The 20,777-nt window shown below is 67.5% G+C and carries 21 protein-coding genes; 10 read left to right on the top strand and 11 right to left on the bottom strand.

The genetic code is table 11. From position 1 onward, the window contains the following. Positions 1-23: 23 nt before the first annotated feature. Positions 24-398 carry a response regulator gene (locus DDZ18_RS06920; protein ID WP_109252640.1) on the bottom strand — a complete coding sequence of 125 codons (375 nt, stop codon included), beginning with the start codon at positions 396-398 and terminating at the stop codon, positions 24-26. Then, positions 395-2,341 carry a PAS domain-containing hybrid sensor histidine kinase/response regulator gene (locus DDZ18_RS06915; RefSeq protein WP_158272092.1) on the bottom strand — a complete coding sequence of 649 codons (1,947 nt, stop codon included), beginning with the start codon at positions 2,339-2,341 and terminating at the stop codon, positions 395-397. The genes DDZ18_RS06920 and DDZ18_RS06915 overlap by 4 nt, the downstream gene beginning before the upstream one ends. Positions 2,342-2,599: 258 nt before the next feature. Here DDZ18_RS06915 and DDZ18_RS06910 point away from each other — a divergent pair, with 258 nt between their 5' ends. After that, a complete protein-coding gene (locus tag DDZ18_RS06910; protein ID WP_109252638.1) occupies positions 2,600-3,112 on the top strand; it encodes a protoglobin domain-containing protein in 513 nt (170 codons plus the stop codon). Here DDZ18_RS06910 and DDZ18_RS06905 read toward each other — a convergent pair. From DDZ18_RS06905 to DDZ18_RS06885, 5 genes are all read right to left on the bottom strand, one after another. Then, on the bottom strand, positions 3,109-3,429 hold the full coding sequence (locus tag DDZ18_RS06905; protein WP_109252637.1) for an antibiotic biosynthesis monooxygenase family protein: 321 nt from the start codon (positions 3,427-3,429) through the stop codon (positions 3,109-3,111). The two genes, DDZ18_RS06910 and DDZ18_RS06905, sit on opposite strands and share 4 nt — an antisense overlap. A 46-nt stretch (positions 3,430-3,475) precedes the next feature. Continuing rightward, positions 3,476-5,473, bottom strand: a complete 1,998-nt coding sequence (locus DDZ18_RS06900) for a tetratricopeptide repeat-containing sulfotransferase family protein (protein ID WP_233245746.1) — start codon at positions 5,471-5,473, stop codon at positions 3,476-3,478. 100 nt (positions 5,474-5,573) lie between these two features. Next, positions 5,574-8,180, bottom strand: a complete 2,607-nt coding sequence (locus DDZ18_RS06895; RefSeq protein WP_109252636.1) for a TonB-dependent receptor — start codon at positions 8,178-8,180, stop codon at positions 5,574-5,576. A gap of 231 nt (positions 8,181-8,411) precedes the next feature. Then, on the bottom strand, positions 8,412-8,723 hold the full coding sequence (locus DDZ18_RS06890) for a hypothetical protein (RefSeq protein WP_109252635.1): 312 nt from the start codon (positions 8,721-8,723) through the stop codon (positions 8,412-8,414). Positions 8,724-8,868: 145 nt separating this feature from the next. After that, positions 8,869-9,663, bottom strand: coding sequence for an outer membrane protein (locus DDZ18_RS06885; RefSeq protein WP_109252634.1), 795 nt, complete (start codon positions 9,661-9,663; stop codon positions 8,869-8,871). Between the two features lie 213 nt (positions 9,664-9,876). On the opposite strand from DDZ18_RS06885, the gene DDZ18_RS06880 reads away from it, so the two are divergent. Beyond that, on the top strand, positions 9,877-10,851 hold the full coding sequence (locus tag DDZ18_RS06880; RefSeq protein WP_109252633.1) for an NADPH:quinone oxidoreductase family protein: 975 nt from the start codon (positions 9,877-9,879) through the stop codon (positions 10,849-10,851). A 9-nt stretch (positions 10,852-10,860) separates the two neighbouring features. Here DDZ18_RS06880 and DDZ18_RS06875 read toward each other — a convergent pair whose 3' ends face one another. Then, entirely contained in the window at positions 10,861-11,850 is a 990-nt protein-coding gene (locus DDZ18_RS06875; protein ID WP_109252632.1) for a LysR family transcriptional regulator, read from the bottom strand. A gap of 168 nt (positions 11,851-12,018) precedes the next feature. On the opposite strand from DDZ18_RS06875, the gene DDZ18_RS06870 reads away from it, so the two are divergent. The 4 genes from DDZ18_RS06870 (at position 12,019) to DDZ18_RS06855 (ending at position 14,992) form a co-directional block, all read left to right on the top strand. Next, entirely contained in the window at positions 12,019-12,639 is a 621-nt protein-coding gene (locus tag DDZ18_RS06870; protein WP_109252631.1) for a hypothetical protein, read from the top strand. Beyond that, entirely contained in the window at positions 12,620-13,294 is a 675-nt protein-coding gene (locus DDZ18_RS06865; RefSeq protein ID WP_109252630.1) for a GNAT family N-acetyltransferase, read from the top strand. Before DDZ18_RS06870 ends, DDZ18_RS06865 begins: the two co-directional genes overlap by 20 nt. A gap of 2 nt (positions 13,295-13,296) precedes the next feature. Further along, positions 13,297-13,860 (top strand): isochorismatase family protein, encoded by a 564-nt coding sequence (locus tag DDZ18_RS06860; RefSeq protein WP_109252629.1) that lies wholly within the window; start codon positions 13,297-13,299, stop codon positions 13,858-13,860. Between the two features lie 67 nt (positions 13,861-13,927). Further along, a complete protein-coding gene (locus DDZ18_RS06855) occupies positions 13,928-14,992 on the top strand; it encodes an isoaspartyl peptidase/L-asparaginase family protein (protein ID WP_109252628.1) in 1,065 nt (354 codons plus the stop codon). Here DDZ18_RS06855 and DDZ18_RS06850 read toward each other — a convergent pair whose 3' ends face one another. Continuing rightward, positions 14,993-15,829 (bottom strand): tellurite resistance TerB family protein, encoded by an 837-nt coding sequence (locus DDZ18_RS06850; RefSeq protein WP_158272091.1) that lies wholly within the window; start codon positions 15,827-15,829, stop codon positions 14,993-14,995. 301 nt (positions 15,830-16,130) lie between these two features. Here DDZ18_RS06850 and DDZ18_RS06845 point away from each other — a divergent pair, with 301 nt between their 5' ends. Then, the gene (locus DDZ18_RS06845) at positions 16,131-16,328 is read left to right on the top strand and encodes a putative 2OG-Fe(II) oxygenase (protein WP_109252626.1); all 198 of its coding nucleotides are present in this window, start codon (positions 16,131-16,133) and stop codon (positions 16,326-16,328) included. 4 nt (positions 16,329-16,332) lie between these two features. On the opposite strand, the gene DDZ18_RS06840 is transcribed toward DDZ18_RS06845, so the two are convergent. Together DDZ18_RS06840 and DDZ18_RS06835 are read right to left on the bottom strand one after the other, a co-directional pair. Beyond that, positions 16,333-16,959 (bottom strand): helix-turn-helix domain-containing protein, encoded by a 627-nt coding sequence (locus tag DDZ18_RS06840; protein ID WP_109252625.1) that lies wholly within the window; start codon positions 16,957-16,959, stop codon positions 16,333-16,335. 86 nt (positions 16,960-17,045) lie between these two features. Further along, entirely contained in the window at positions 17,046-17,627 is a 582-nt protein-coding gene (locus DDZ18_RS06835) for a helix-turn-helix domain-containing protein (protein WP_269845062.1), read from the bottom strand. A 219-nt stretch (positions 17,628-17,846) separates the two neighbouring features. Here DDZ18_RS06835 and DDZ18_RS06830 point away from each other — a divergent pair, with 219 nt between their 5' ends. The 3 genes from DDZ18_RS06830 to DDZ18_RS06820 are packed head-to-tail and all read left to right on the top strand — an operon-like array spanning position 17,847 to position 20,731. Continuing rightward, entirely contained in the window at positions 17,847-18,995 is a 1,149-nt protein-coding gene (locus tag DDZ18_RS06830; protein ID WP_109252623.1) for a homogentisate 1,2-dioxygenase, read from the top strand. 48 nt (positions 18,996-19,043) lie between these two features. Then, complete coding sequence (locus DDZ18_RS06825; RefSeq protein ID WP_233245745.1) at positions 19,044-19,691, top strand: carbonic anhydrase; 648 nt, start codon at positions 19,044-19,046, stop codon at positions 19,689-19,691. Positions 19,692-19,705: 14 nt separating this feature from the next. Then, positions 19,706-20,731 (top strand): sulfotransferase family protein, encoded by a 1,026-nt coding sequence (locus DDZ18_RS06820; protein ID WP_109252622.1) that lies wholly within the window; start codon positions 19,706-19,708, stop codon positions 20,729-20,731. The last annotated feature ends 46 nt before the right edge of the window (positions 20,732-20,777 follow it).

Raw genomic sequence — 20,777 nt, 5'->3', positions numbered from 1 at the left:
CGGCCGCGCAAGCGCGCGAGGCCTCACCTCCCGCAGCAGCGCCTGACCAGGTCGAGAAACTCGTCGGGCTCCCAGGGTCGCGGGAAGACGCCCGCCACCGGGGCGGCGGCGATCTCGTCGACCGCGGGCTGGCTCGTTTCGGCGGTGATGACGACGACGCGCGGGAGCAGGTCCGGTGCGCGGTCGGCCAGCTCGCGGACGACGTCGAGGCCGTTCACCTTCGGCATGCGCAGGTCGAGCAGGACGGCGTCCGGCCGCGACTCGACGATGCGCTCGGCGGCGCCTTCGCCGCCGGCGTGCTCGGCCACCTCGCACGCCGCCTCGAGCGCCCAGACCGCCAGCTGGCGATTGGCGTCGTCGTCGTCGACGACGAGCACGCGGGGCGACCGGTCCGTCATGCGCTCTTGCGCTCCCGCGCTTCGGACAGGGCGCTGCGCAGCGCTTCGGCTTCGACGGGCTTGGGCAGCACCGCGTCGAAGCCGGCGTCGAGATAGCGCGCCGTCAGGTCGTCGCCGGCGTAGGCGGTGCACGCGATGATCGGCGTCGGCGCGGCGTCGGCCTCGCGTTCGCGTTCGCGCATGAAGCGCAGCGCCGTCTCGCCGTCGATCTCCGGCATGCGGATGTCCATCAACACCAGGTCGAACCGTCCCGGCTCGAAGCAGGCGACCGCCTCGCGGCCGTTCTGCGCGAGGCGGGCGGAAATGTCCTGTTCCGCCAGCAGCAGGCCGAGGGTCTCCGCGCTGGGGCCGTCGTCCTCGGCGATGAGGACGCGCAGCCGCCCGAGCGCGGCGCCGGGCTCCGGGGCCGCCGCGATTGACCGGTCAGCGTCGCGCGACCGCGGCGGGGCGGGGAGCGGGAGGGTGACGGTGAAGCAGGAGCCTTCCCCGGGCGCCGAGCGCACGGCGATGTCTCCCTTCATCGCGTCGACCAGTCCCCTGACGATCGTCAGGCCGAGACCGGCGCCTTCATATCGGCGGGTCGTCGAGGAGTCGCTCTGGGAGAAGCGCTCGAAGGCGCGATCGATCTCGGCCTCGCTCATGCCCGGGCCGGTGTCCTCGACTTCCAGCACGAACCCGTCCGGTGGGGCGTTCGCGGCTTCGGTTCTCGCTCGCAGGACCACCGCGCCGCGTTCGGTGAACTTCACCGCGTTGCCGACGAGGTTGTGCAGGATCTGCTGGATCCGTCCCTCGTCGCCGAGGAGCCAGCGGGGAAGGTCGTCGGCGATCTCGAGGCGGAAATCGAGCGCCTTCTCCTCCGCGCGCAGCCGGTGGAGCGAGTGCACCTTGCGAAGCACGTCGCGCGTGTCGAATTCGGCGATGTCGATGCTCAGCCCGCCGGCCTCGATCTTCGAGTAATCGAGCACGTCGTTGAGAATGCTCATCAGCGCGCGGCCCGAATCCAGGGCGATCTCGGCCATCCGGCGCTGCTTGTCGTCCAGGTCCGAGCCGACCAGCAGGGACAGCATGCCGAGCACGCCGTTCATCGGCGTGCGGATCTCGTGACTCATCGTCGCCAGGAAGGCTGACTTGGCGTCGCTGGCGGCTTCGGCGCGCGCCTTTGCGCCCTGCAGGGCGGCCTCGTAGGCCTTGCGTTCGGACAGGTCGCGGACGATCGCGGTGAAGACGAGGCCTTCCTCGCTTGCGACCCGCGATACCGAGATCTCGGCGGGAAACGTGTCCCCCGTTGCGCGGCGCGCAAGGATTTCGCGGCGGCTCGAGGCGAGCGCCGTCTCGGTCGCCTGCGGCGCGCCGGCGTCGAGGAGGGTGCGGACGACCGCGCGCGATTGAGGTGCGGCGAGCGCGGTCAGCGGTTCGCCGACCGCCTCGGCGCGCGGACGACGGAAGATCGCTTCGGCTCCGTCGCTGAAGATCCGGATGCGGCCGTCCTCCTCGGCGATGACGATCGCTTCCGGAGACGCCCGCAGGATGGAGGACAGGGTCTGTTCGCTGCGCCTGAGCGCCTCCTGCGCGAGGCGGGCTTCCGTGACGTCCTGGACGGTCCCGCGCGAGATCACCGGCGCGCCCTCGGCGTCGAACGTCGTCTCGCACTGTTCCTCGACCCACTTGATGCGGCCGTCGGACATCACCAGCCGGTGCGAGATCCGGTAGGGCTTGCGGGTTTCGAGCGAACGCCTGAAGGCCGCGTCGACGTCGGCGCGGTCGTCGGGGTGAATGAGCGCGAGGAAGCGATCGTACGACGGCGCGACGAAGGCCGGGTCGACCTCGAAGATCCGGAAGACCTCGTCGGACCAGCGCAGCTCTTCGGAAGCGAAATCGAGCTCCCAGGACCCGATCTTCGCGATGCGCTGGGCCTCGACCAGGCGGCTTCGCTCGATCCGCATCGCCTCCTCGGCGCTGATCCGGCGGCGTTCAGCCTCGGCGCGAGGATCGGTTCCGGCCGCGCCGTCCGTGGTGGACCTGTTGCTGTCCGCTCGCCCCATGCGATCCCTTGGTCGCAGCGCCCGCTCGATGAACGCGCTCAATTTCATTTTCGAATCAATCGCCTACGGAAATGTAACACTCGTCGTTCTAGAAGCGCCGGCATGTTCGGATAACAGACGCGTCCGGCGGACGGCGGGATCGCGCGGGGAGACATCGAGATGAATGCGCAGGCCTCGGAAAAGGTGCTCAACCGCAAGCTCGCCATGCTGGGCGTCGACGATCGCGTTCGCGCGACGCTGAGGCCGGTCGCGCGAACGCTCGACGTCTTCCTCGACGGCATCGTCGAGCGCTTCTACGGCCACATGCGGACCTTCCCCGAAGGCCGGCGCATCTTCGCCGAACCGGCCATGGTGGAAAGCCTGAAGGCCCGCCAGATGGCGCACTGGAAGCGCCTGTTCGAATGCCGGCTCGATGCGGACTACATGGCCCACGCGCTCCGCATCGGGCGCGCGCACTATGACCGCGGCGTCGCGCCCTACCTCTACATTGCGGGATACAACTTCTTTCAGTGCGAGCTGATGGGCGCGGTGTCCGACCAGTTTCGCGGCGATCGCCGCCTGACCGACATGCTGACCTCGATCACGCGCGTCGTCAGTCTGGACATGGACCTCGCCATCTCCGTCTACACGCGCGAGATCTGGAACCGGCGGGACGAGACCGTGGAGATCTAGGTTCGACCGCCGGGCTCGGCCAGCAGGTCGTCCGTGATCGTCAGCGGGATCTCGTCGAAGGTTTCGGCGACCGCCTCGCGCATCTTTCCGAAGCCGGGCGCGGAGAAGATCGAGCCGTCGGCGAAGCACGCCTTCCGGGTCTCTTCGTCGGGCCAGCTCGCATAGGACCAGAACACGCCGTCGCCAGATTCGTGGAGCCGCGCCCCGAAGGAGCCGCAGCGCGCGTGGATTGCGCGCGTGCCCTCGACCCAGCCCTCGCGGAACTGGTCTTCCATGCCGGGCTGCACGCGCCAGCGATAGAGGACCGCGATCGTCATGGCCTCAGGCTAGGCCGCGCGCGCCCGCGGGAAAACCCGGCGCGATCTAGTCGCGGTAGTTGTCCAGCGCCGGGCCGAGCGCGTCCTTGAGCGGGTCGAGCCAGGGCTCGTAATGGCGCCACTGCTCGACGCCTTCCTTGTAGATCGGCTGGCGGACCTGTTCCGAACTCGCGGTCCTGACTTCGCGCTCGGTCTTGTGGAACTCCACGCATTGCGGTTCGAACTCGAGCCCGCAGAAATCGAGGATGCGGCGGACCTGGCCCTCCAGGTCCTCGACGACGTCCTCGTACTGCACGCGCAGGATCTCGCCGGGCAGCACCTCGTCCCAGTGGCGCATCAGCTCGACATAGCCGCGATAATAGCGGCCGATCTCATCCAGCCCGTAGGTGAACTCCTGGCCCTCGGCGAAGAGCTGCTTGAAGCCCGAGAAGCAGCACGCCATCGGATGGCGGCGCGCATCGATGATCTTCGCATTGGGCAGGATCAGCTTGATCAGCCCGATATGCCGGAAATTGTTCGGCATCTTGTCGGTGAAGAAGGGCGCGCCCTTGCGGTGGATGCGGGTGTTCTCGATGTAGTCCTCGCCGAGCTCCCGCAGTTGGTCGGCCGTCAGCTCGTGTAGGATCCGCGGATAGCGGGTCTTGTCGGAGACGCGCTTGCGGCCGCGGAGGCGGTGGGACAGCGCGAGGATGTTGGGCAGCTCCAGCGTGCCGTCGACCTGGCTGTGGGAGGCGAGGATCTGCTCGAGCAGGGTCGAGCCCGCGCGCGGCAGGCCGACGATGAAGATCGGGTCGGGCGCCGGGCAGCCCTTGCCGGCCTGCTTCGAGAACAGCTCCGGCGTGCAGACCGTGCGCTGGGCCTCCAGCTCCTCGTCCATCTGCTCGGCGGTGTAGCGCGTCTGGAGCCGCTTGAGGTCGTTGCCGCGTTCGTAGAAGCGGAAGGACGCCTCGTAGTCCTCCCGGTCCTCGTAAGCCTTGCCGAGCGCGAAGCAGATATAGATGCGGTCCTGGAAGCCGAGATCGTCGCCGGCCTCGAGGCGGCGCATCTGGTCGATCTCGTCATCGGTGAAGCGATAGGTCTTGAGATTGGCCAGGCCGTACCAGGCGTCGCCGTGCTCGGGCCGCGCCCGGCACGCGGCGCGGTACGACTCCACCGCCTCGTCATGCTTGCCCCACGTCTTGAGGGCGTGACCTTTCGAGGTGAGGGTCGCCGGGTCGTTCGGGACCATCGCGAGGACCTCGTTGAACAGACCGAGGGCGCCCTCGTAATCGCCGGTCTGCATGCGCTGGATGGCCAGCTGGGAGACGAAGGTCGGATTGCGCGGGTCGCGCTTGTAGAGCTCCTTGGCCTGTTCGAGCGCAGCCTCGTATTTCTGGCGCTTGCGCAGCACCTGGATGTAGTCGATCCGGGCGGGCACGTTGTCCGGCTCGAAGGCGACGGCGCTCTCCAGAAGGAAGTCGGCGTCCTCGAGAACGCCGAGCCGGACGCCGACCTCGGCCAGCAGGCGCATGCCCTCGACGTCCTTCGGGTGGCGCTGGAGCCAGGCGCGGCAGAGATTCTCCGCCTTCAGAAGCCGGTTCTCGTAGAGATGGTGCCACGCCGCGAGCAGCTCCTTGGGCAGGCGCTGCAGGCGGTCCGCCTGGGCGCGGGCCTGGGCGGCCTCGCCGCTACGTCCCTGCGCGTCGAGCAGTTTCGCCTGCTCGGTCCACGCCGCATGCAGCGCCGGGTTGGCGCGCACCGCGCGCTGGTAGGCGGCGAGCGCGCCGGCCGCGTCGCCGCTGTCGCGCAGCAGGTGGCCCTCCTCCTGGTGGGCGCGGCCGAACTCCGGCGCGGCGGCCTTGATGCGCTTGAGCAGCGCGGCGGCCTCGTCGGGGCGCTTTAGATAGCGCGCGCTGACCGCGGCCATGTAGAGCGCGTCGGCGTCGTCGTCGGCGTCCTGGATCACCGGCTGCAGGGCGAGCAGGGCCTCCTCGAAGCGCCCGGCGTACATGGCCGCCTGCGCCTTCTCGCGCGCGGCGGCGTGTGCGTCATTGGTCTGCGACAAGCGAGGCTCCCTGCAGAAAAAGAGAAAGCGCCCCGCGGAGCGGGACGCTTTCCAGTTAGCCGACGGCGCGGTTGGACGACAACCGCGCTGTCTGCGCGACCTAGTACTGGACGCCGACGCGCACGCCGAAGGTGCGCGGGCGCATGACGGTCGTGCGTTCGCGGTCGAACACGAAGTTGTTCGACAGCTCGGCGGCCTCGTTGGTGAGGTTGTCGCCGAACAGCTCCACCGACCAGCGATCGGTCGAGAGACCGGTGCGCAGGCCCAGCGTCGTGTAGCTGTCGACCGGAGCCGAGTTGATCTCGATCACGTCCGAACGGCTATCCGACGAATAGACCAGCTGCGGCTGGACGTGCGCCGTCTTGTCGCCGAACGCGGTCCACTCGTAACGCGCCCGGAGGTTCGCCTGGAAGTCCGGAGCGAACGCGAGTTCGGCGCCTTCGACGACGTCGTCAGTCGGGGTCAGGACCTCGGTGATCTCCGTGTCGAGGATCGAGAACGCGCCGGCGACGGTGAGACCCGGGATGCTCGCGGGCGCCCAGTTGAAGTCGCCCTCGACGCCCATGATCTCGGCGTTCGCCGCGTTGTCCGAGAAGAACAGGTTGACGATGCTCGGATCGAAGATCGTGGTCTGCAGGCGCTCGACCTCCACGAAGAAGGCGTTGCCGTTGAACTGCAGCTGCTGATCGAAGAGCAGCGTCTTCCAGCCGGCTTCCCAGTTGGTCACGTCGTCGGTGTCGAGCGCGAACGGAACGGTGAAGCCGTTGGGGCCCTGCGCGCCGCCGGGGCGGTTGAGCAGGCCCGGACGGAAGCCTTCCGACCAGGTGGCGTAGAACAGCAGGTCCTCGGTCGGCGTCCACGTGCCGGTCACCTTGAAGATGGTGCCGTCGGTGGCCGCGACGTCAGGCGCGCGAAGCGCGTTGTAGACCTGCTGGGCCTGGTCCGCCGTAAGGCCGGCGGCCTGGATGTCGGCCAGCGTGTCGTCCAGCGTGAAGGTCGGCTGCGGCTGACCCGTCCCGCGGAAGGTGTAGACGCCGTCCCCGTTGTACAGATCGGAGATGTCGGTGCCGAACGCCTGCTGGTCGACGGCGCTGAACGAGTTGAAGAAGGACGAGTTGGCGCTGCCCTGCAGGTCCACTTCGATGTCGTACCAGCGCGCGCCGAGCGTCAGCGCGAACCGGTCCGGAACCAGTTCGAACGTGGCTTCGCCGAACACGCCCTGCTCGTCGTCCGTGCGGCGGACGTCGTTGCGGAAGATCACGTCCTCCGGGAACGGGCCGGGATCGGAGAAGTAGCCGGTCTGGAACGGGAAGTTCGGCGCGAACGGACCGAACGGATCGGCTTCCGACGACCCCGTGTAGGTGTAGTCGTTGCGCTCTTCCAGCTCGATCGAGCGGGTGAACGCGCCGACGGTCGCACGGATGCGCCGCTCCTGCGGCGTGATCACGCGGAATTCGTGGCTTTCGACCGTGGTGTTGGTCACCGAGGCGACGAACGACGTCGGCGGCTGGCACACGCCCGACGGATCGGCCGAGCCCGGATAGGTCACCGAGCCGTCGCAGGTGTAGTACGGGAAGTACTGACCCACGAACATGTAGTCGGTGTAGTCGATGACCTGGTCGGTGTCGCGATCGGTGTAGGCGCCCGTGTAGAGCATTTCGAGCGCGCCGACGCGGCCTTCCAGAGTCCACGCGATGTTGTCGAACTGGTCGTCCAGCTCGTCCGGCGCGTAGCGCTGGATCTCCCAGTCGCCGAGGTTCGGGTCCTGGAAGAACACGCCTTCGCTGTCCAGCTGCTGCTGCATGTAGGACACGGTGGCGCGCCAGTCGGCGTTGAACTCGTAGCGGCCCGACAGGCGGAAGCCCGAGTAGGTCGTGTCGTTGAAGTCGTCCTCGACGAGGCGCTCGTTGTTCGCCTCGAGGAAGGTGACGTCCGACAGGTCGGCGGTCGACTGGAAGCCGGCGCGGGTCGACGAGACCGGCACGCCGTTCGAGCGCACGGTGCCTTCGGGGCGGAAGCGCGCGGATTCGGAGGTGTCGACCGTGCCCGGGACGTTGTCGATGTAACCGCCCTGGTCGTCGACGAAGACGACGCCGCGAATGGCGAAGTTGTCGCCGACCGGCAGGTTCACGACCGCCTCGGCCTTGTTGCTCATCTCACCGCCTTCGGTGAACGAGAAGCCGAAGTTCGAATAGGCCTCGAACTGGCCGATGACCGGCTTGTTGGTGATCATCCGCACCGTGCCGGCCTGCGAGCTCGAGCCGTACAGCGTGCCCTGCGGACCGGGAAGGACCTCCACGCGCTCGAGGTCGGCTGCGTAGACGTCGAGATTGCGTCCCGGCTGAACCAGCGGCTGTTCGTCGAGATAGAAGGCGACGTTCGGCGACAGGCCCGCGACGCCGGCGACCGTCAGGTTCGGCGTCGTCGAGGCGAGGCCCCGGATATAGATGGTGTTCTGGCCGGGGCCGCCGCCGCCGGCGGTGACGCCGGGCAGCTCGACGAGATAGTCGGTGAAGACGTCGACATCGAGCTCTTCGAGAGCGCTCGAGTCGAGGGCGCTGACCGCGACCGGAATATCCTGAGTGGTCGATTCAGTCTTCGTCGCCGTGACCTGGATGACTTCGACCTGAGCCGAAGAAACGCCGCTGGCGAGAACTGCAGCGAGCGAAGAAAGCGCTGTAGTTGCAAGTGCCTTCGATTTCATCATTATTTGATGCACCATCCCTTTCCGCTGTGAGGTAGCTCGCGGATATACCTGCAATAGTCAGCGATGACCACGCGGCCACCCGAGGCTTTTCGGCAGGTGTTGCGTCGATGTCGCACTGCAGCGCACCACGATCGCGCTCAGCGTCCGCGAACATCGTTCACTTCCAGCCGGATAAGGCGAAGAGCTGCGGTATTGCGCCGCAGCAAGACGCGGCGCCGAAGGGGGCGGGCGTCAGCCGCCGACTTGACGCCAGACCAGGATGACGATCGCGCCCTGGAACCACAGCGGCAGGGCGAAGCTGGTCGCGCCGAAAACAGCCGCCGCGAGCAGGGCGGCGGCGCGCACGGGCTTGCGGACGCGGGCGTGCAGGCGCTCGAGCGGCGTGGCGTGGCGGGAGCGGATGATCTCGTCGAGATCGGTGAAGCCGTTCCGGAGCAGCAGGGTCGCGATCCAGATCGCGCCGAGGGCCCAGACCCACTGCATGATCCGGATCCAGGTCCGCATCGCTTCGCCCTCGAACAGGGCGCCCCACTCGAATTCCATGCTCGCGCTCCCCTTTCCGCCCGAAGCATAGCGCGGATCGCCGCCGCTCGTCTGCGGCGAGGAGGCCGGTCGGGCGCGCGAAAGGAAAAGGGCCCCGCCCGGAGGCGAGGCCCTTTCCGCTTCGAAACCGTTCCGAGCGGGGAGATCAGAACGTGAAGCGCACGCCCGCCTCGATGATCGAGTCCTTGTTCTCGATCTCGAGAGTCGCGGGGATCAGGGAGGAGTCGACCTCGAGGTCCTCGCTCTGGCGATAGCGGTAGCCGGCGTAGAACTCGGTCGTCTCGGAGACGGCGTATGCGCCGCCGACCATGAGCTGGAAGAAGCCGCCGGTCTCGGTGTCTTCGACGATGCCCGTCGAGGACGGCGCGAACTCGATATCGGACTCCATGACGCCGACGCCGGCGCCGCCATAGATGGAGAACGGCGAGTCCGGCATGCGGAAGTCGTAATAGGCGTTCACCGCCACGGCGAAGTTGGAGATGTCGCCCTGGCCGTCGGCGACGAGATCGCCGACCGTGACGCCGAGCGGGTCGGCGCCGGTGATCAGGACGGCGGCGTCGACGTCGTCGAGCGCGATGCCGCCGGCGGTCACGCCGTCATGGGTGTCGACGTCGTTCTGGTCGTAGGAGACCTCGGCTTCGACACGGAACCCGTTGTCGAAACGCCAGCCATAGGCGGCGGCGGCGAACAGGCCGCCCTCGAACTCGGTCGTCCAGCCGACATCAGTGCCCGCGGGGAGCGTGGCGCCGCCCAGCGCGCCGCCGATATTGCCGGTGGTGAAGTCTCTGGTGAAGGCGCCGGCGTTGTCGCTGTCGTGCTGCATGGCGTAGCCGAGCGAGCCCGACACGTATTGATCGAAGTCGTACATCATCTGCGCCGAGGCGGGCGCGGCGAACGTCGCCGCGGCGGTCAGCGCCGTGGTCGTGAGGAGGAGTTTCATCTTTCATCTCCGGTGGAGGGAAACCGACGGGATTGTTGCGGCGGCCCGGTGCGGGCCTCCGGGGGCGGTAAATGGTCCGGTCCGGCGGCCGGGCAAGGGCCGGCGTTCAATTCCCCCGGGCTGCGGCGTCGGGGTCACAGCGACGGCTGGACGCGGCATTCAAATTCGCGACACTGCGCGCCCGACGCAGCAAGCCAGCCGGAGGATCGCGAGATGCGCGCCCTGATCTGCGAAGAGTTCGCCCCCTACGATCAGCTCAAGGTCGCCGAAGCCGACGCGCCGCCGGCCGGCGAGGGAATGGTCGTCATCGACGTCAGGGCGGCGGGGGTGAACTTCCCGGACATCCTGCTGGTCGAGGGCAAGTACCAGATGCGTCCGGACACGCCCTTCATCCCGGGCATGGAGATCGCCGGCGAGGTTTCCGAGATCGGCGCGAACGTCTCCGGGTTCAAACCCGGCGATCGCGTCATCGCCGCGACGATGCTCGGCGGCTTCGCCGAGAAGGTCGCCGCGCCCGCCGCACAGATCGTCCCGATGCCGGACTCGATGAGCTTCGAGGAGGGCGCGGCGCTGACCACGATCTACGGGACGAGCTATCACGCGCTGAAGCAGCGCGCCGACCTGAAGGCCGGCGAGACGCTGCTCGTGCTCGGCGCGGCCGGCGGGGTCGGCCTCGCCGCCGTGCAGATCGCCAAGGCGATGGGGGCGACCGTGATCGCCGCGGCGAGCAGCGACGAGAAGCTCGATGTGGCGAAGGAGAGCGGCGCGGACGCGGGCATCAACTACGCCAGCGAGGACCTGAAGGCGCGCGCCAAGGAGCTGACCGACGGCAAGGGCGTCGACGTCGTCTACGACCCGGTCGGCGGCGATCTCGCCGAGCCGGCCCTGCGCGCCGTCGGCTGGGAGGGCCGCTATCTCGTCGTCGGTTTCGCCGCCGGCGACATCCCGAAGATCCCGCTCAATCTCGCCCTGCTGAACAGCCGCGACATCCAGGGGGTGTTCTGGGGCGCGTGGGCGGGACGCAATCCGCGCGAGAACGCCGCCAACATGAAGGCGCTGTTCGACCTCTACGAGGCGGGAAAGATCAAGCCGCGCATCTCGGCGGCCTATCCGCTCGACGATTTCAAGCAGGCCTTCGACGACATCATGCAGCGCCGCGTCATGGGCAAGGTCGTGCTCACGCCGTAGCCCGGCCGGTCAGATCAGCCGCGGCTTCGGCCGTTCGCCGCGAATGACGATGGTCTCGATCTCGGCGAAATCGCTCGGCGAGACGTAGTCCTTGCGGAACCAGGGATAGCGCGACGTATCGAAGATCTCGCGGAGCCAGTCGAGGGTCTTGCGCACGCGCGTCACCCGGCGCTGGTCGGGGTGATAGACCAGCCAGAGCGTGATCGGCACTTCGAGATCGAGATCGAGATGGATCAGCTCGGGGGCGACGGCCGAGGCGTAGGTCGGCAGCATCGCGATCAGCGCGCCGCAGCGGACGCCCTCGATCAGCGCCGCCGATGAATCCGTCGTCAGGGACGGCTTCATCATCTGCTTGATGGCCGAGGCCTCCGACGGCCAGTGCGACTGCTGCCGGCGATAGTTCACCAGGTCGCCCAGGCGGTGGTTGAGGATGTCGGCCAGTCCGCTGGGCGGGCCGTAGGTGTCCAGATAGGCGCGCGAGGTGAACGGGACGTAGTGCAGCGTCGCGATCTCGTGGGCGACCATGCTCATCCGCTTGGTCTCCGAGAGCTGGAGAACGATGTCGGCGTCGTCTTCGGCGGCGGAATCGCCTTGGCCCCGGGTCATCAGCTCCAGCTTGATGCGCGGATTGGCCTCCACGAAACCGGCCAGGTGGCGGGCCAGCCAGAAGCCCGCGATGCCGTCGGGCGCGGCGATGCGCACCTTGCCGGCGTCGGCCTTGTCGGCCTGGTGGGCGACGCGCTCGATGTCGGAGGCGCTGCTCTGCATGGTCTGGACGAACGTCCAGATCCGCTCGCCGACATCGGTCAGCTCGACGCCTTCAGCGCCCCGGGTCACGAGGCGGGCGCCGATTCGCGTCTCCAGCGCCTCCAGTCGACGGCTGACCGTCGGCTGGCCGACGCCCAGGCGCTGCGCCGCCTTGCTCATCGAGCCCGCGGCGACGAGCGCGTGGAACACGCGCAGATCGTCCCAGTCGAAAAGAGGCGCTTTGCCGTGCATCAGAACCCAACCTTCGATTTCAGCATAGGGGTTATTCCAAGTTCGTTGCAGCAGCTGACGCCAGGAATGCGTTAAGAAAAAACTAAGACGAGATTAACGAATTATTAACCATTTAACGATCTATTAACCATGGGTGGAACCGCGACTTGGCCTAGGGTGGGGTCTTCTATGCCTGATGACAATATGAGCGCCGCGCGGGCCGGCGGAGACGCCGCCCGGACGCAGCTTCTGCGCGACATTTTCCTCAAGCACGGCTTTCGCGCATCGTCCAGCCGCGCCGATGTCGAGGACGCGATCGCCATCGGAACCGGCGCGCTCGGCGACGAGCTCGCCGACGCCGACGATGTGCTGGCGTGCGAGCGCAAGACCGAGCGCTGCTTCTTCATCCGCCGCGGCGAGGACGGCGCCGCGGAGGGATTCATCGCGCTTCTCTACCTGAACGCGGCGGGGTTCGAGGCGCTGATGCACGGCCGCTTCACGCCCGCCAGCCCGAGCCTCGACCACCTGACGGAGCCCGACGAACCCGCTGCGGCGCTCTATCCCTGGTGCGTCGCTGCGGCCGACGACGTCGCCAAGCGCGCCCTGTCGCGCGCCATCACGGAAGCGCGGCGGAGGGCCTTCTACCATATTCCGCTGTTCGCCCGCCCGATGAGCCGGGAAGGGCGGATGGTGATCGCCTCCCTCGACTCGCCGAAGGGCCCGCCGTCCTGGCTGGGCTGGCTGCCGCAGCGCCCCGAGGATGGACTCGAACATCATGAAGGAGGCCCGGATGGACGGTTCGCGGCCTAGCGCGGCGCCGGCTGACGACTCCGCGGTGACGCTGCGCGTCGCGCGGACCATGGACGACCTCCAGAAGGTGTTCATGGTGCGCGCGCTCGTCTATGTCGCCGAGCAGGACTGTCCCTATGGCGAGGAATACGACGGCAACGACCTGGCCGGAGCGACGCACCTTCTCGCCGAGCGCGACGGCGAGCCGGTCGCGACCCTGCGCATTCGCTGGTTCTGCGATTTCGCCAAGATCGAACGCGTCTGCGTGCGCGACGGCCACCGCTCGGGCCGGATCACGCGCCGGCTCATGGACGAAGCGATAGAAATCATCCGTCGCAAGGGGTATCGTAAGTTGATCGGTCAGATTCAGAAGCCGCTTCTGCCGTACTGGAAGCGGTATGGTCTGATCCACAGGGAGCACCGCGGAACGTTCGTGTTTTCCGATCGCGTTTATATCGAGGTCGAGGGGCGCTACGCGCTTCACCCGAAGGCGTTGACCACGGAGACCGAGCCTCTGACGCTGGATCGCCCCGAGGGGGCGTGGGATGAGCCCGGCCCGCTCGATCATTCCGTCGAACGCGGCGCGGCGGACATGTCGGGACGCCGCGTCAAGGCGGCGCCGGTCCCGGAAAGCCCGGCCGCCGCGCGGAAGGGGATCAAGGAGGAGACGAACTAGGCATGGTCTTCGGCATCCCCGTCCTGTTGTGCATGGATCTCCAGATGGAGTTCGTCGCCCGTCATCGTCCGTGGGCCGATCCTGACGGGGAGGCGATCGCGGCGGTCTGCGCCGACATCCTCGCCAATGCCCGACGGTCGGGCTGGCACGTCGTGCACACCCAGCTTCATCGCGGCGGACCGATGATCCCGGGGCAGGGGCTTCCCCAGGCAGTTCCCGGCTGCGAGCCGCGCCCGGGCGAGGTCCTGCTCAAGCGCGCCGGCGTTTCGGCCTACGCCCATCCGGAGCTGGAAAGCGTGCTCGACGGCGCCATGGAGAGCGGGGTCGTCATGATGGGCTTTTCCGCGCCCATGTCGCTGACGACGACGCTCTACGACGCGCAGGATCGCGGCCACCGGCTCAGCCTGCTCGAGGAAGCGGTCGGCTCCGCCGAGGTCGGCGAATGGAGCGCGCACCACACGCGGCTGCTTTGCATCGAGACCGCCCGCAAGCTCGGCCGTCTCGTCCGCCGGGCCGAGTTCAATGGGGATCTCGGCGAAACGCCGTCGCTGGCCGCGCGCGCCTGAACCCGCCTGCTTGTCCGCATCCCGGCCGCATGCTTCCTTGCGTGTTCGAAACACAGGGGAGACCGGGATGCTGCGTTCATTTGTGATCGGATTGTTCGTGTTCGCCTCGGGCGCGGCGTGCGCCCAGTCCGAGGACGACACGCGCTGGGCGATCGTCATTCACGGCGGCGCCGGCGTGATCGAGCGCGGCGACATGGACGCCGAGACCGAGGCGGCCTACCGGGACGCGCTCGACGCGGCGCTCTCCCGCGGGGCCGGAATCCTCTCCGAGGGCGGTTCGGCGCTGGACGCGGTCGAGCACGTGATCCGCGGCCTCGAGGATGATCCCAAGTTCAACGCGGGCCGCGGCGCGGTGTTCACCGCGGCGGGCCGCAACGAGCTCGACTCCTCGATCATGCGCGGCTCGGACCGCCAGGCCGGCGCGGCCGCGGGCGTGACGACGGTGCGCCATCCCATCTCGCTCGCGCGCGCGGTGATGGAGGAGAGCCCGCACGTGATGCTCGCGGGCGAGGGCGCGGAGACGTTCGCCGCCGACCAGGCGCTTGAACTCGTGGAGCCGGCCTATTTCTTCACCGAGCGGCGCTGGGCGTCGATGGCGCGCGCCGTCGAGGCGCAGGGCCTGCCGGTTCCCCCGCGCCCGGAAGGCGCGCCGGAGCCCGAGCCGATCCGGGAAGGCGCGCTCGACCTGATGGAGCGCGAGCACGCCTTCGGCACCGTCGGCGTGGTCGCCATCGACCAGTCCGGCGAGATCGTCGCGGGCACCTCGACCGGCGGCACGACCGCCAAGCAGTGGGGCCGCATCGGCGACTCCCCGATCATCGGGGCGGGCACCTACGCCAATCAGGCCTGCGGGCTGTCGGCGACCGGCACGGGCGAGTTCTTCATCCGGCTCAATATCGCCGCGCGCATCTGCACCGCGATCGAGCGCGCCGAAGCCGACGGCGAGGCCGACGCCCAGGCGATCGCCGATCGCGTGATCCAGGACGAACTCGCCGCGATGGGCGGCGACGGCGGGATCGTGATGCTGCACCGCGACCGGCCGGTGTGGAGCTTCAACACGCCGGGCATGTACCGCGCCGCGCTCGTCGCGGGCGGCGAGCCGGTCGTGGCGATCTACGGAGACGAGGAGTAGTCAATGCGTGTAGGGCTGAACTCCGAGAGTGCGCAGAAATTCGAGCTCTTCCTCTAGAATTTGACCATCCGCTTCGATGACTCGGACGCATGTCGCCCAGAGCGCATCTAGTCGTTCCCGAGGATATTTGCCCACTTGCTCGATAGCGCGGTCCACGGCTCCCGGGGACGGGCGCTGGCGCTTGACCAGTTCGACCAACCGGTCTTCCTCTTCAAGAGACGGTTCCAAGTGCGCAATAAGGCTTAGCAAGTGTGCGACTATTTCACCGCGCTCATCGGCTTGCATATAGCCATCGGAGAGCGATAGCGCGGCGAGGATCTTCATTTCGGGGACTACAATGTCTCGAATCTGTTGCCAGCGTTCAGCGCGTTCAGCTTGAATTCTGGCTTGCTCTCGAAACTCGGGCATGTCCACGCTACCGGTTTCAGCGGCACGTGCAAATACGGGGTCCATCCCAAATATCTCAATCAAGAATTCGGTTGGCGGTTCGAAGATTTCGCCATCCAAGTCGATGATGGATTGAATTCGGTCGATGCGGAATTGGCGGGTAGCGTTGCGTTCATGGCAACGAGCGAGAAGGCAGGGGATGCCATTTTTCCCGAGCTTGATATCCCAGACAGTAATGCGGCGGCGCGACTCCTCGCCATCCGAAGCTACATACTCAATCCCAAAACACTGACCTTCGGCAAATCCGAACGAAGGCTCCGGTTCGTTGGCATGCTCCGGCACCATCTCGGCTTCGTCCGGCGCCTTCACTTCCACTTGCAGGTTTGCAGGAGCAGCGACATCTGGACGCTTTTCGCCGATGAGGGTGAGGAGTTTTCGAAATTCGAGCATGTCAAACACCACCAATGGTAGAGGCATATGCTCTCATAAAATCTAGTATGAGAAAAGCGAGCTGCTTGTGTCGTATGGGATGGTATTGCGATCTCGCGCTATTCTCGGAGCAAGGGGAGACGCACGTGAGCGCTTATCCAGATATCCATGCCGCTGGCAAAGTAGGAGGTGATGTCAGCATTCTCTTCGCCACCCCGCTGATCGTCCCCGCTCGCCGCCCGCGTTGAAGGCGGCCATCTAGCTGTTGCGCTCCGCATTTGAAAATCGGCGGTGTTCAATAGAGGGGATCGCGCGCTTCCCCATGAACCGGATTGGGGCGGCGGACGTGGTGATGGGGGAGCGACCGCGCGGCCAGCCGATCTCTCAGCATCACATTCAGCCCGAACCGGGGCTGCTCGTGCTGTTCCCATCCTGGCTCATGCACGCCGTACGGCCGCACAATGGTCAACGCGACCGGATCTCGATCGCGATGAATATCCTCCTCAGGCAGGTGGCGTAGGGCGTCAGAACCGGACTTCGTCGCCGTTGGGCATCACGACCGTGTCGCGCTCCGACTCCTTGACGGCGCAGTACTGCGCTTCGTCGATCAGCCGGTGGCTGGAATGGACGTGCCATGCGCCCCAGTCGTCGCGGACCGGGACGCTTTTCGATCTCAGGAAGACGGGCTGGCCGTTCGCGAGCGTGCTCCAGACGCTGATGGCCGCCGCTGCGTCGCCGGTGAACAGCCCCCGGTCCAGGAGCCGCTCGAACTGGGCGTCGGCGTCCTCGCCGATGGCGCCGTTGAGCGGCATGCCGTCATAGGCCGCGTCGAACGACCCGCCGAACGCGCGAAAGCCCTGGGAGAACTCGACGGCGCGGATCGCCCCCTCGTCGAAGCGGATGAGGGAGCTGATCGTTTCCGAGATCGCCACCGAGCGGCGCCAGTCGTCGAACACGGGGCGGTTGCCGGGGTCCGAGAGCAGGCGCTCCAGCGCCGCGCACATGTCCGCGGAGGGCGTCGCGAGGCCGTTCTCCAGCCGCGAGACGTAGCCCTGGCTCACGTTCAGGTGTGTCGCCAGCGCGTCCTGTTTCAGATTCAGGCGAACGCGCAGGGCGCGCAGCTCGGATCCCCAGTCCCTGGCTTCAGACATGTCCCCTCAGACGTTGCTTGCTGGAAACATTGAACAATACGGTTGAGTTAGGTCGATCCGGCGGCCGGGCAAGCCGGCGCCGGCGCTCACTCCTCGAGGACCAGGGTCTCCTCGCCGGCGCGCCTGCGGGCGTCGTAGTCCGACTGCGAAATCCGCCGATGAGAGGTGTGGACGTGCCAGCGTCGCCAGTCGTCGCGCACGGCCGTGTTCATCGCCTGGAAGCAGATGGCCCTCTCGCCGGCCCCCTGCCGCCAGATGGTGTCGATCGCCGATACCTCGCCGGCGAACAGACCGAAATCGTTGAACCGCGTGAACTGAACGTCGGCGTCGGGGCTGAGCGCGCCCTCGAGATCGACTCCGGCCTCCACGGCCGAGAAAGGCTCTCCGAGGTCCTTGAACCCGCGAGAAAACTCGATCGCGATTACGGTGTCGCCGTCGCGACTGATGATGGTGCTGAAATCGAACGCCCGGCGCACGGTCATCCGCCAGTCGTCGAACATCGGGCGGTTGCGCGGGTCCGCGCACAGCTGTTCGATCTTCTCCTGCAGCGCCGCTGAAGGGCGGACATAGCCCCCCTCCAGACGCGAGATATAGCTCTGGCTGACGTCGAGATGCGCCGCGAGGGCGTCCTGCTTCAAATGCGTCCGCATGCGCAATGCGCGCAACATCGACCCCCAATCCTTGTTTCCCCTCATCTTCCACCCTTTTCGTTTTCGTCGCGGCTCGCGACTTTTCGGAAGGCATACGGCCATAATCGGAATGCGGCATTCTGCAAACCGCCTCGGCACAGGCGGCCTCGCGCGAGGCCTCTTCCTTTTAGTTACAAATGAAACTATCTTCGGCCGCGTTCGGAAGGCGGCGTCGCGCCGCCCGCGATGGAGGCTCGCATGGCTCGCAAATGGATCTACGCGTCGCGCACGGAAGGCCAGGCTTCGCGCCAGGCGCACGCCGACTTTCCCGAGGAGGGGCCCTATGAGCGCGAGATGTCGAAGGAGGGGTTCTTCGGCCCGGCCGCCTTCCTCCATCACCGGAACCCGCCCACCGGCTGGGTGAAGTTCGAGGGCCCGCTGCAACCGCGCGCCTTCGACCTGGCGAAGCTCAATATCGCCGAGGCCTCGCCGTGGAGCGCCGCCTCCGTGCTGCACAACGCGTCGTGCGATATCCGGTTCTGGAAACTGGACACTGCGATGGAGGCGCTGGCGCGAAACGGCGACGGCGACCAGCTGCTGTTCATCCATGAAGGTTCCGGCGATCTCTTCTGCGATTTCGGCCGGCTCGCCTACGAGGCCGGCGACTACATCGTGCTGCCGCGCGGAACGATGTGGCGGCTCGACCCGAACGCGGCGACCTCGGTGCTGATGGTCGAGGCGACGAACACGCACTACACCCTGCCCGACAAGGGGCTGGTCGGCCCGCACGCCATTTTCGACCCGGCCGTGTTCGACGTGCCGGCGATGGACGAGGCGTTCCGCGCCCAGCAGGCCGACGCCGGGCGCGACTGGACCGTCGAGGTCAAGAAGCGCGGCCAGGTCAGCCGCATCACCTATCCGTTCAATCCGCTGGACGCCGTGGGCTGGCACGGCGAGCTGCACCCGGTGCGGCTCAACGTGCGCGACATCCGCCCGCTGATGAGCCACCGCTATCACCTGCCGCCGAGCGCGCACACGACCTTCCTGTCGGACCGCTTCGTCGTGTGCACCTTCGCGCCGCGGCCCTTCGAGACCGACCCCGGCGCGCTCAAGGTGCCGTTCTTCCACAACAACGACGATTACGACGAGGTGCTGTTCTACCACGCCGGCGACTTCTTCAGCCGCGACAACATCGATGCGGGCATGATGACCTTCCACCCGTCGGGCTTCACTCACGGGCCGCATCCCAAGGCGCTCAAGAACATGATGGAGCAGTCCAAGCCCGCGACCGACGAGTACGCGGTGATGATCGACACGCGCGATCCGCTGGAGGTCGGCGAGGGCGCGGCGAGCGTGGAGAACGCCGACTACGTCAATTCCTGGCGCGCCCGCGAAGCGGCTGAGTGATCGAACGCGCGGCTGGCGGAATCGCCGGCCCGCGTTAGGGTGCGTCCGATGCCCAAGCGTTCCATGCCTTCGCCCCTCACCGAGGGATTCTCGCGGTTCCGAAGCGAGCTCTACCCGCGCCAGCACGCCCTGTTCGAAACGCTGGCGGAGGACGGCCAGCATCCGCATACGCTGGTGATCGCCTGCTGCGACAGCCGGGTCGATCCCGCCCAGGTGTTCGACGCCCGTCCCGGCGAGCTTTTTGTGGTGCGCAACGTCGCCAACATCGTCCCGCCCTTCGAGCCCGACGGCGGGCATCACGGCGTGTCCGCCGCGCTCGAGTTCGCCGTCAAGAAGCTCGAGGTGCCGAACATCCTGGTGCTGGGCCATCGCCAATGCGGCGGCGTGAAGGCGTGCGTGGCGGGCGGCGGCGAGGACGCGGACGCGGTCTTCATCAATCAGTGGATCGAACCGCTGGGCGAAGCGCTCGCCGATGCGCGCTCCGAGGAGCCGCAGCTGACGGATGAGGACGCGCTCTCCGAGCGGGTCGAGCTATGCTCGATCCGTCGGTCGATCGAGCGCCTGAAGACCTATCCCTTCGTCGCCGAACGCCTCGCCGACGGGCGTCTCAAGCTCCACGGCGCGCGCTTCGGCATCGCCGACGGCGAGCTCGAATGGCTGACCGTCGACGGCGAATTCGCCCCCGTCGCGCTGTGACGGCGAGCGCTTCGATGACCGATCCCGCGGCTCTGCTCGCCGACTCCGCCTGGCATCTCGACGCCCTCGACCTCCAGGCCGGGCGCGCGCGTTTCGTCAAGCTCGCGCGCGGCCAGCTCGAGGACACGCCGTTTCTCGACGAGCGGCTCGACCGGACCAGCCTGGAGAGCGCCGACATCGCGCTCGGCGAATTGGCGTCCGGTTCGATTCCCGCGCCGGATCGCGCCCCGGTCTTCATCTGGCATTCGGCCTTCTGCGGCTCGACCCTGCTCGCGCGGTGCCTGAGCGCGGAGGGCGCGTCGGTCTGCCTGCGCGAGCCGGCGGCGCTGATGGCGCTGGCGAGCCTGAAGCGCCACGGCCACACGGCCCGGTTCCAGCAGCTCGCCGCGCCGACGTTCCGCACGCTCGGCAGGACGGCGGGCGCGGGCGAGCGCGCCGTCATCAAGCCGACCAACATCGTCAACAATCTCGTCGGCGAGGCGGCTCAAGCGTTCCCCGACGCGAAGCATCTGTTCCTGACCTCCGACATCGAGGCGTTCATCGTCTCGATCGCCAAGAAGGCCGAGCCCGGCCGCGCTTTCGCGCGGCGGATGTTCGCGCTGTTCGCCCGCGACGGCCTGTCGGCGGGACGCATCCCGGGCGAGCAGCTCTTCGGCCTGACCGACATGCAGGTCGCCGCTCTGGTCTGGCACATGGAGATCGAGCAGATGCGCGCCGCCCAGGCCGCGCTCGGAACCGGGCGCGCCGCCTGGCTGGACGGCGACGCCTTCATCGCGCGCCCGGCCGAAGCGCTCGCCGCGGCCGACGCCTTTTTCGACATCGGGCTTGGAGAAGACCGCATCGCGGAGGTCGTCTCGGGTCCCCTGATGGCGCGCGACGCCAAGGATCCCGGACGCGCCTTCGGCGCCGAGACCCGGCGCTCGGAGGGCGCGGCGGTGCGCGAGCAGCTCGGCGACGATCTCGGCCGCATCGTCGAGTGGAGCTTCCAGGTCTTGCCGAGCACGCCGCGAAGCGCCTATCTCGCCAACGCCCTGATCTAGTCCGACCGAGCCGGGGGACGCGCCGTCCCCTTCAACCGACAAGCCG

It is taken from the genome of Marinicauda salina, assembly GCF_003122085.1.
Taxonomy (GTDB): domain Bacteria; phylum Pseudomonadota; class Alphaproteobacteria; order Caulobacterales; family Maricaulaceae; genus Maricicauda_A; species Maricicauda_A salina.
This window is presented reverse-complemented; position numbering and strand designations above follow the sequence as displayed.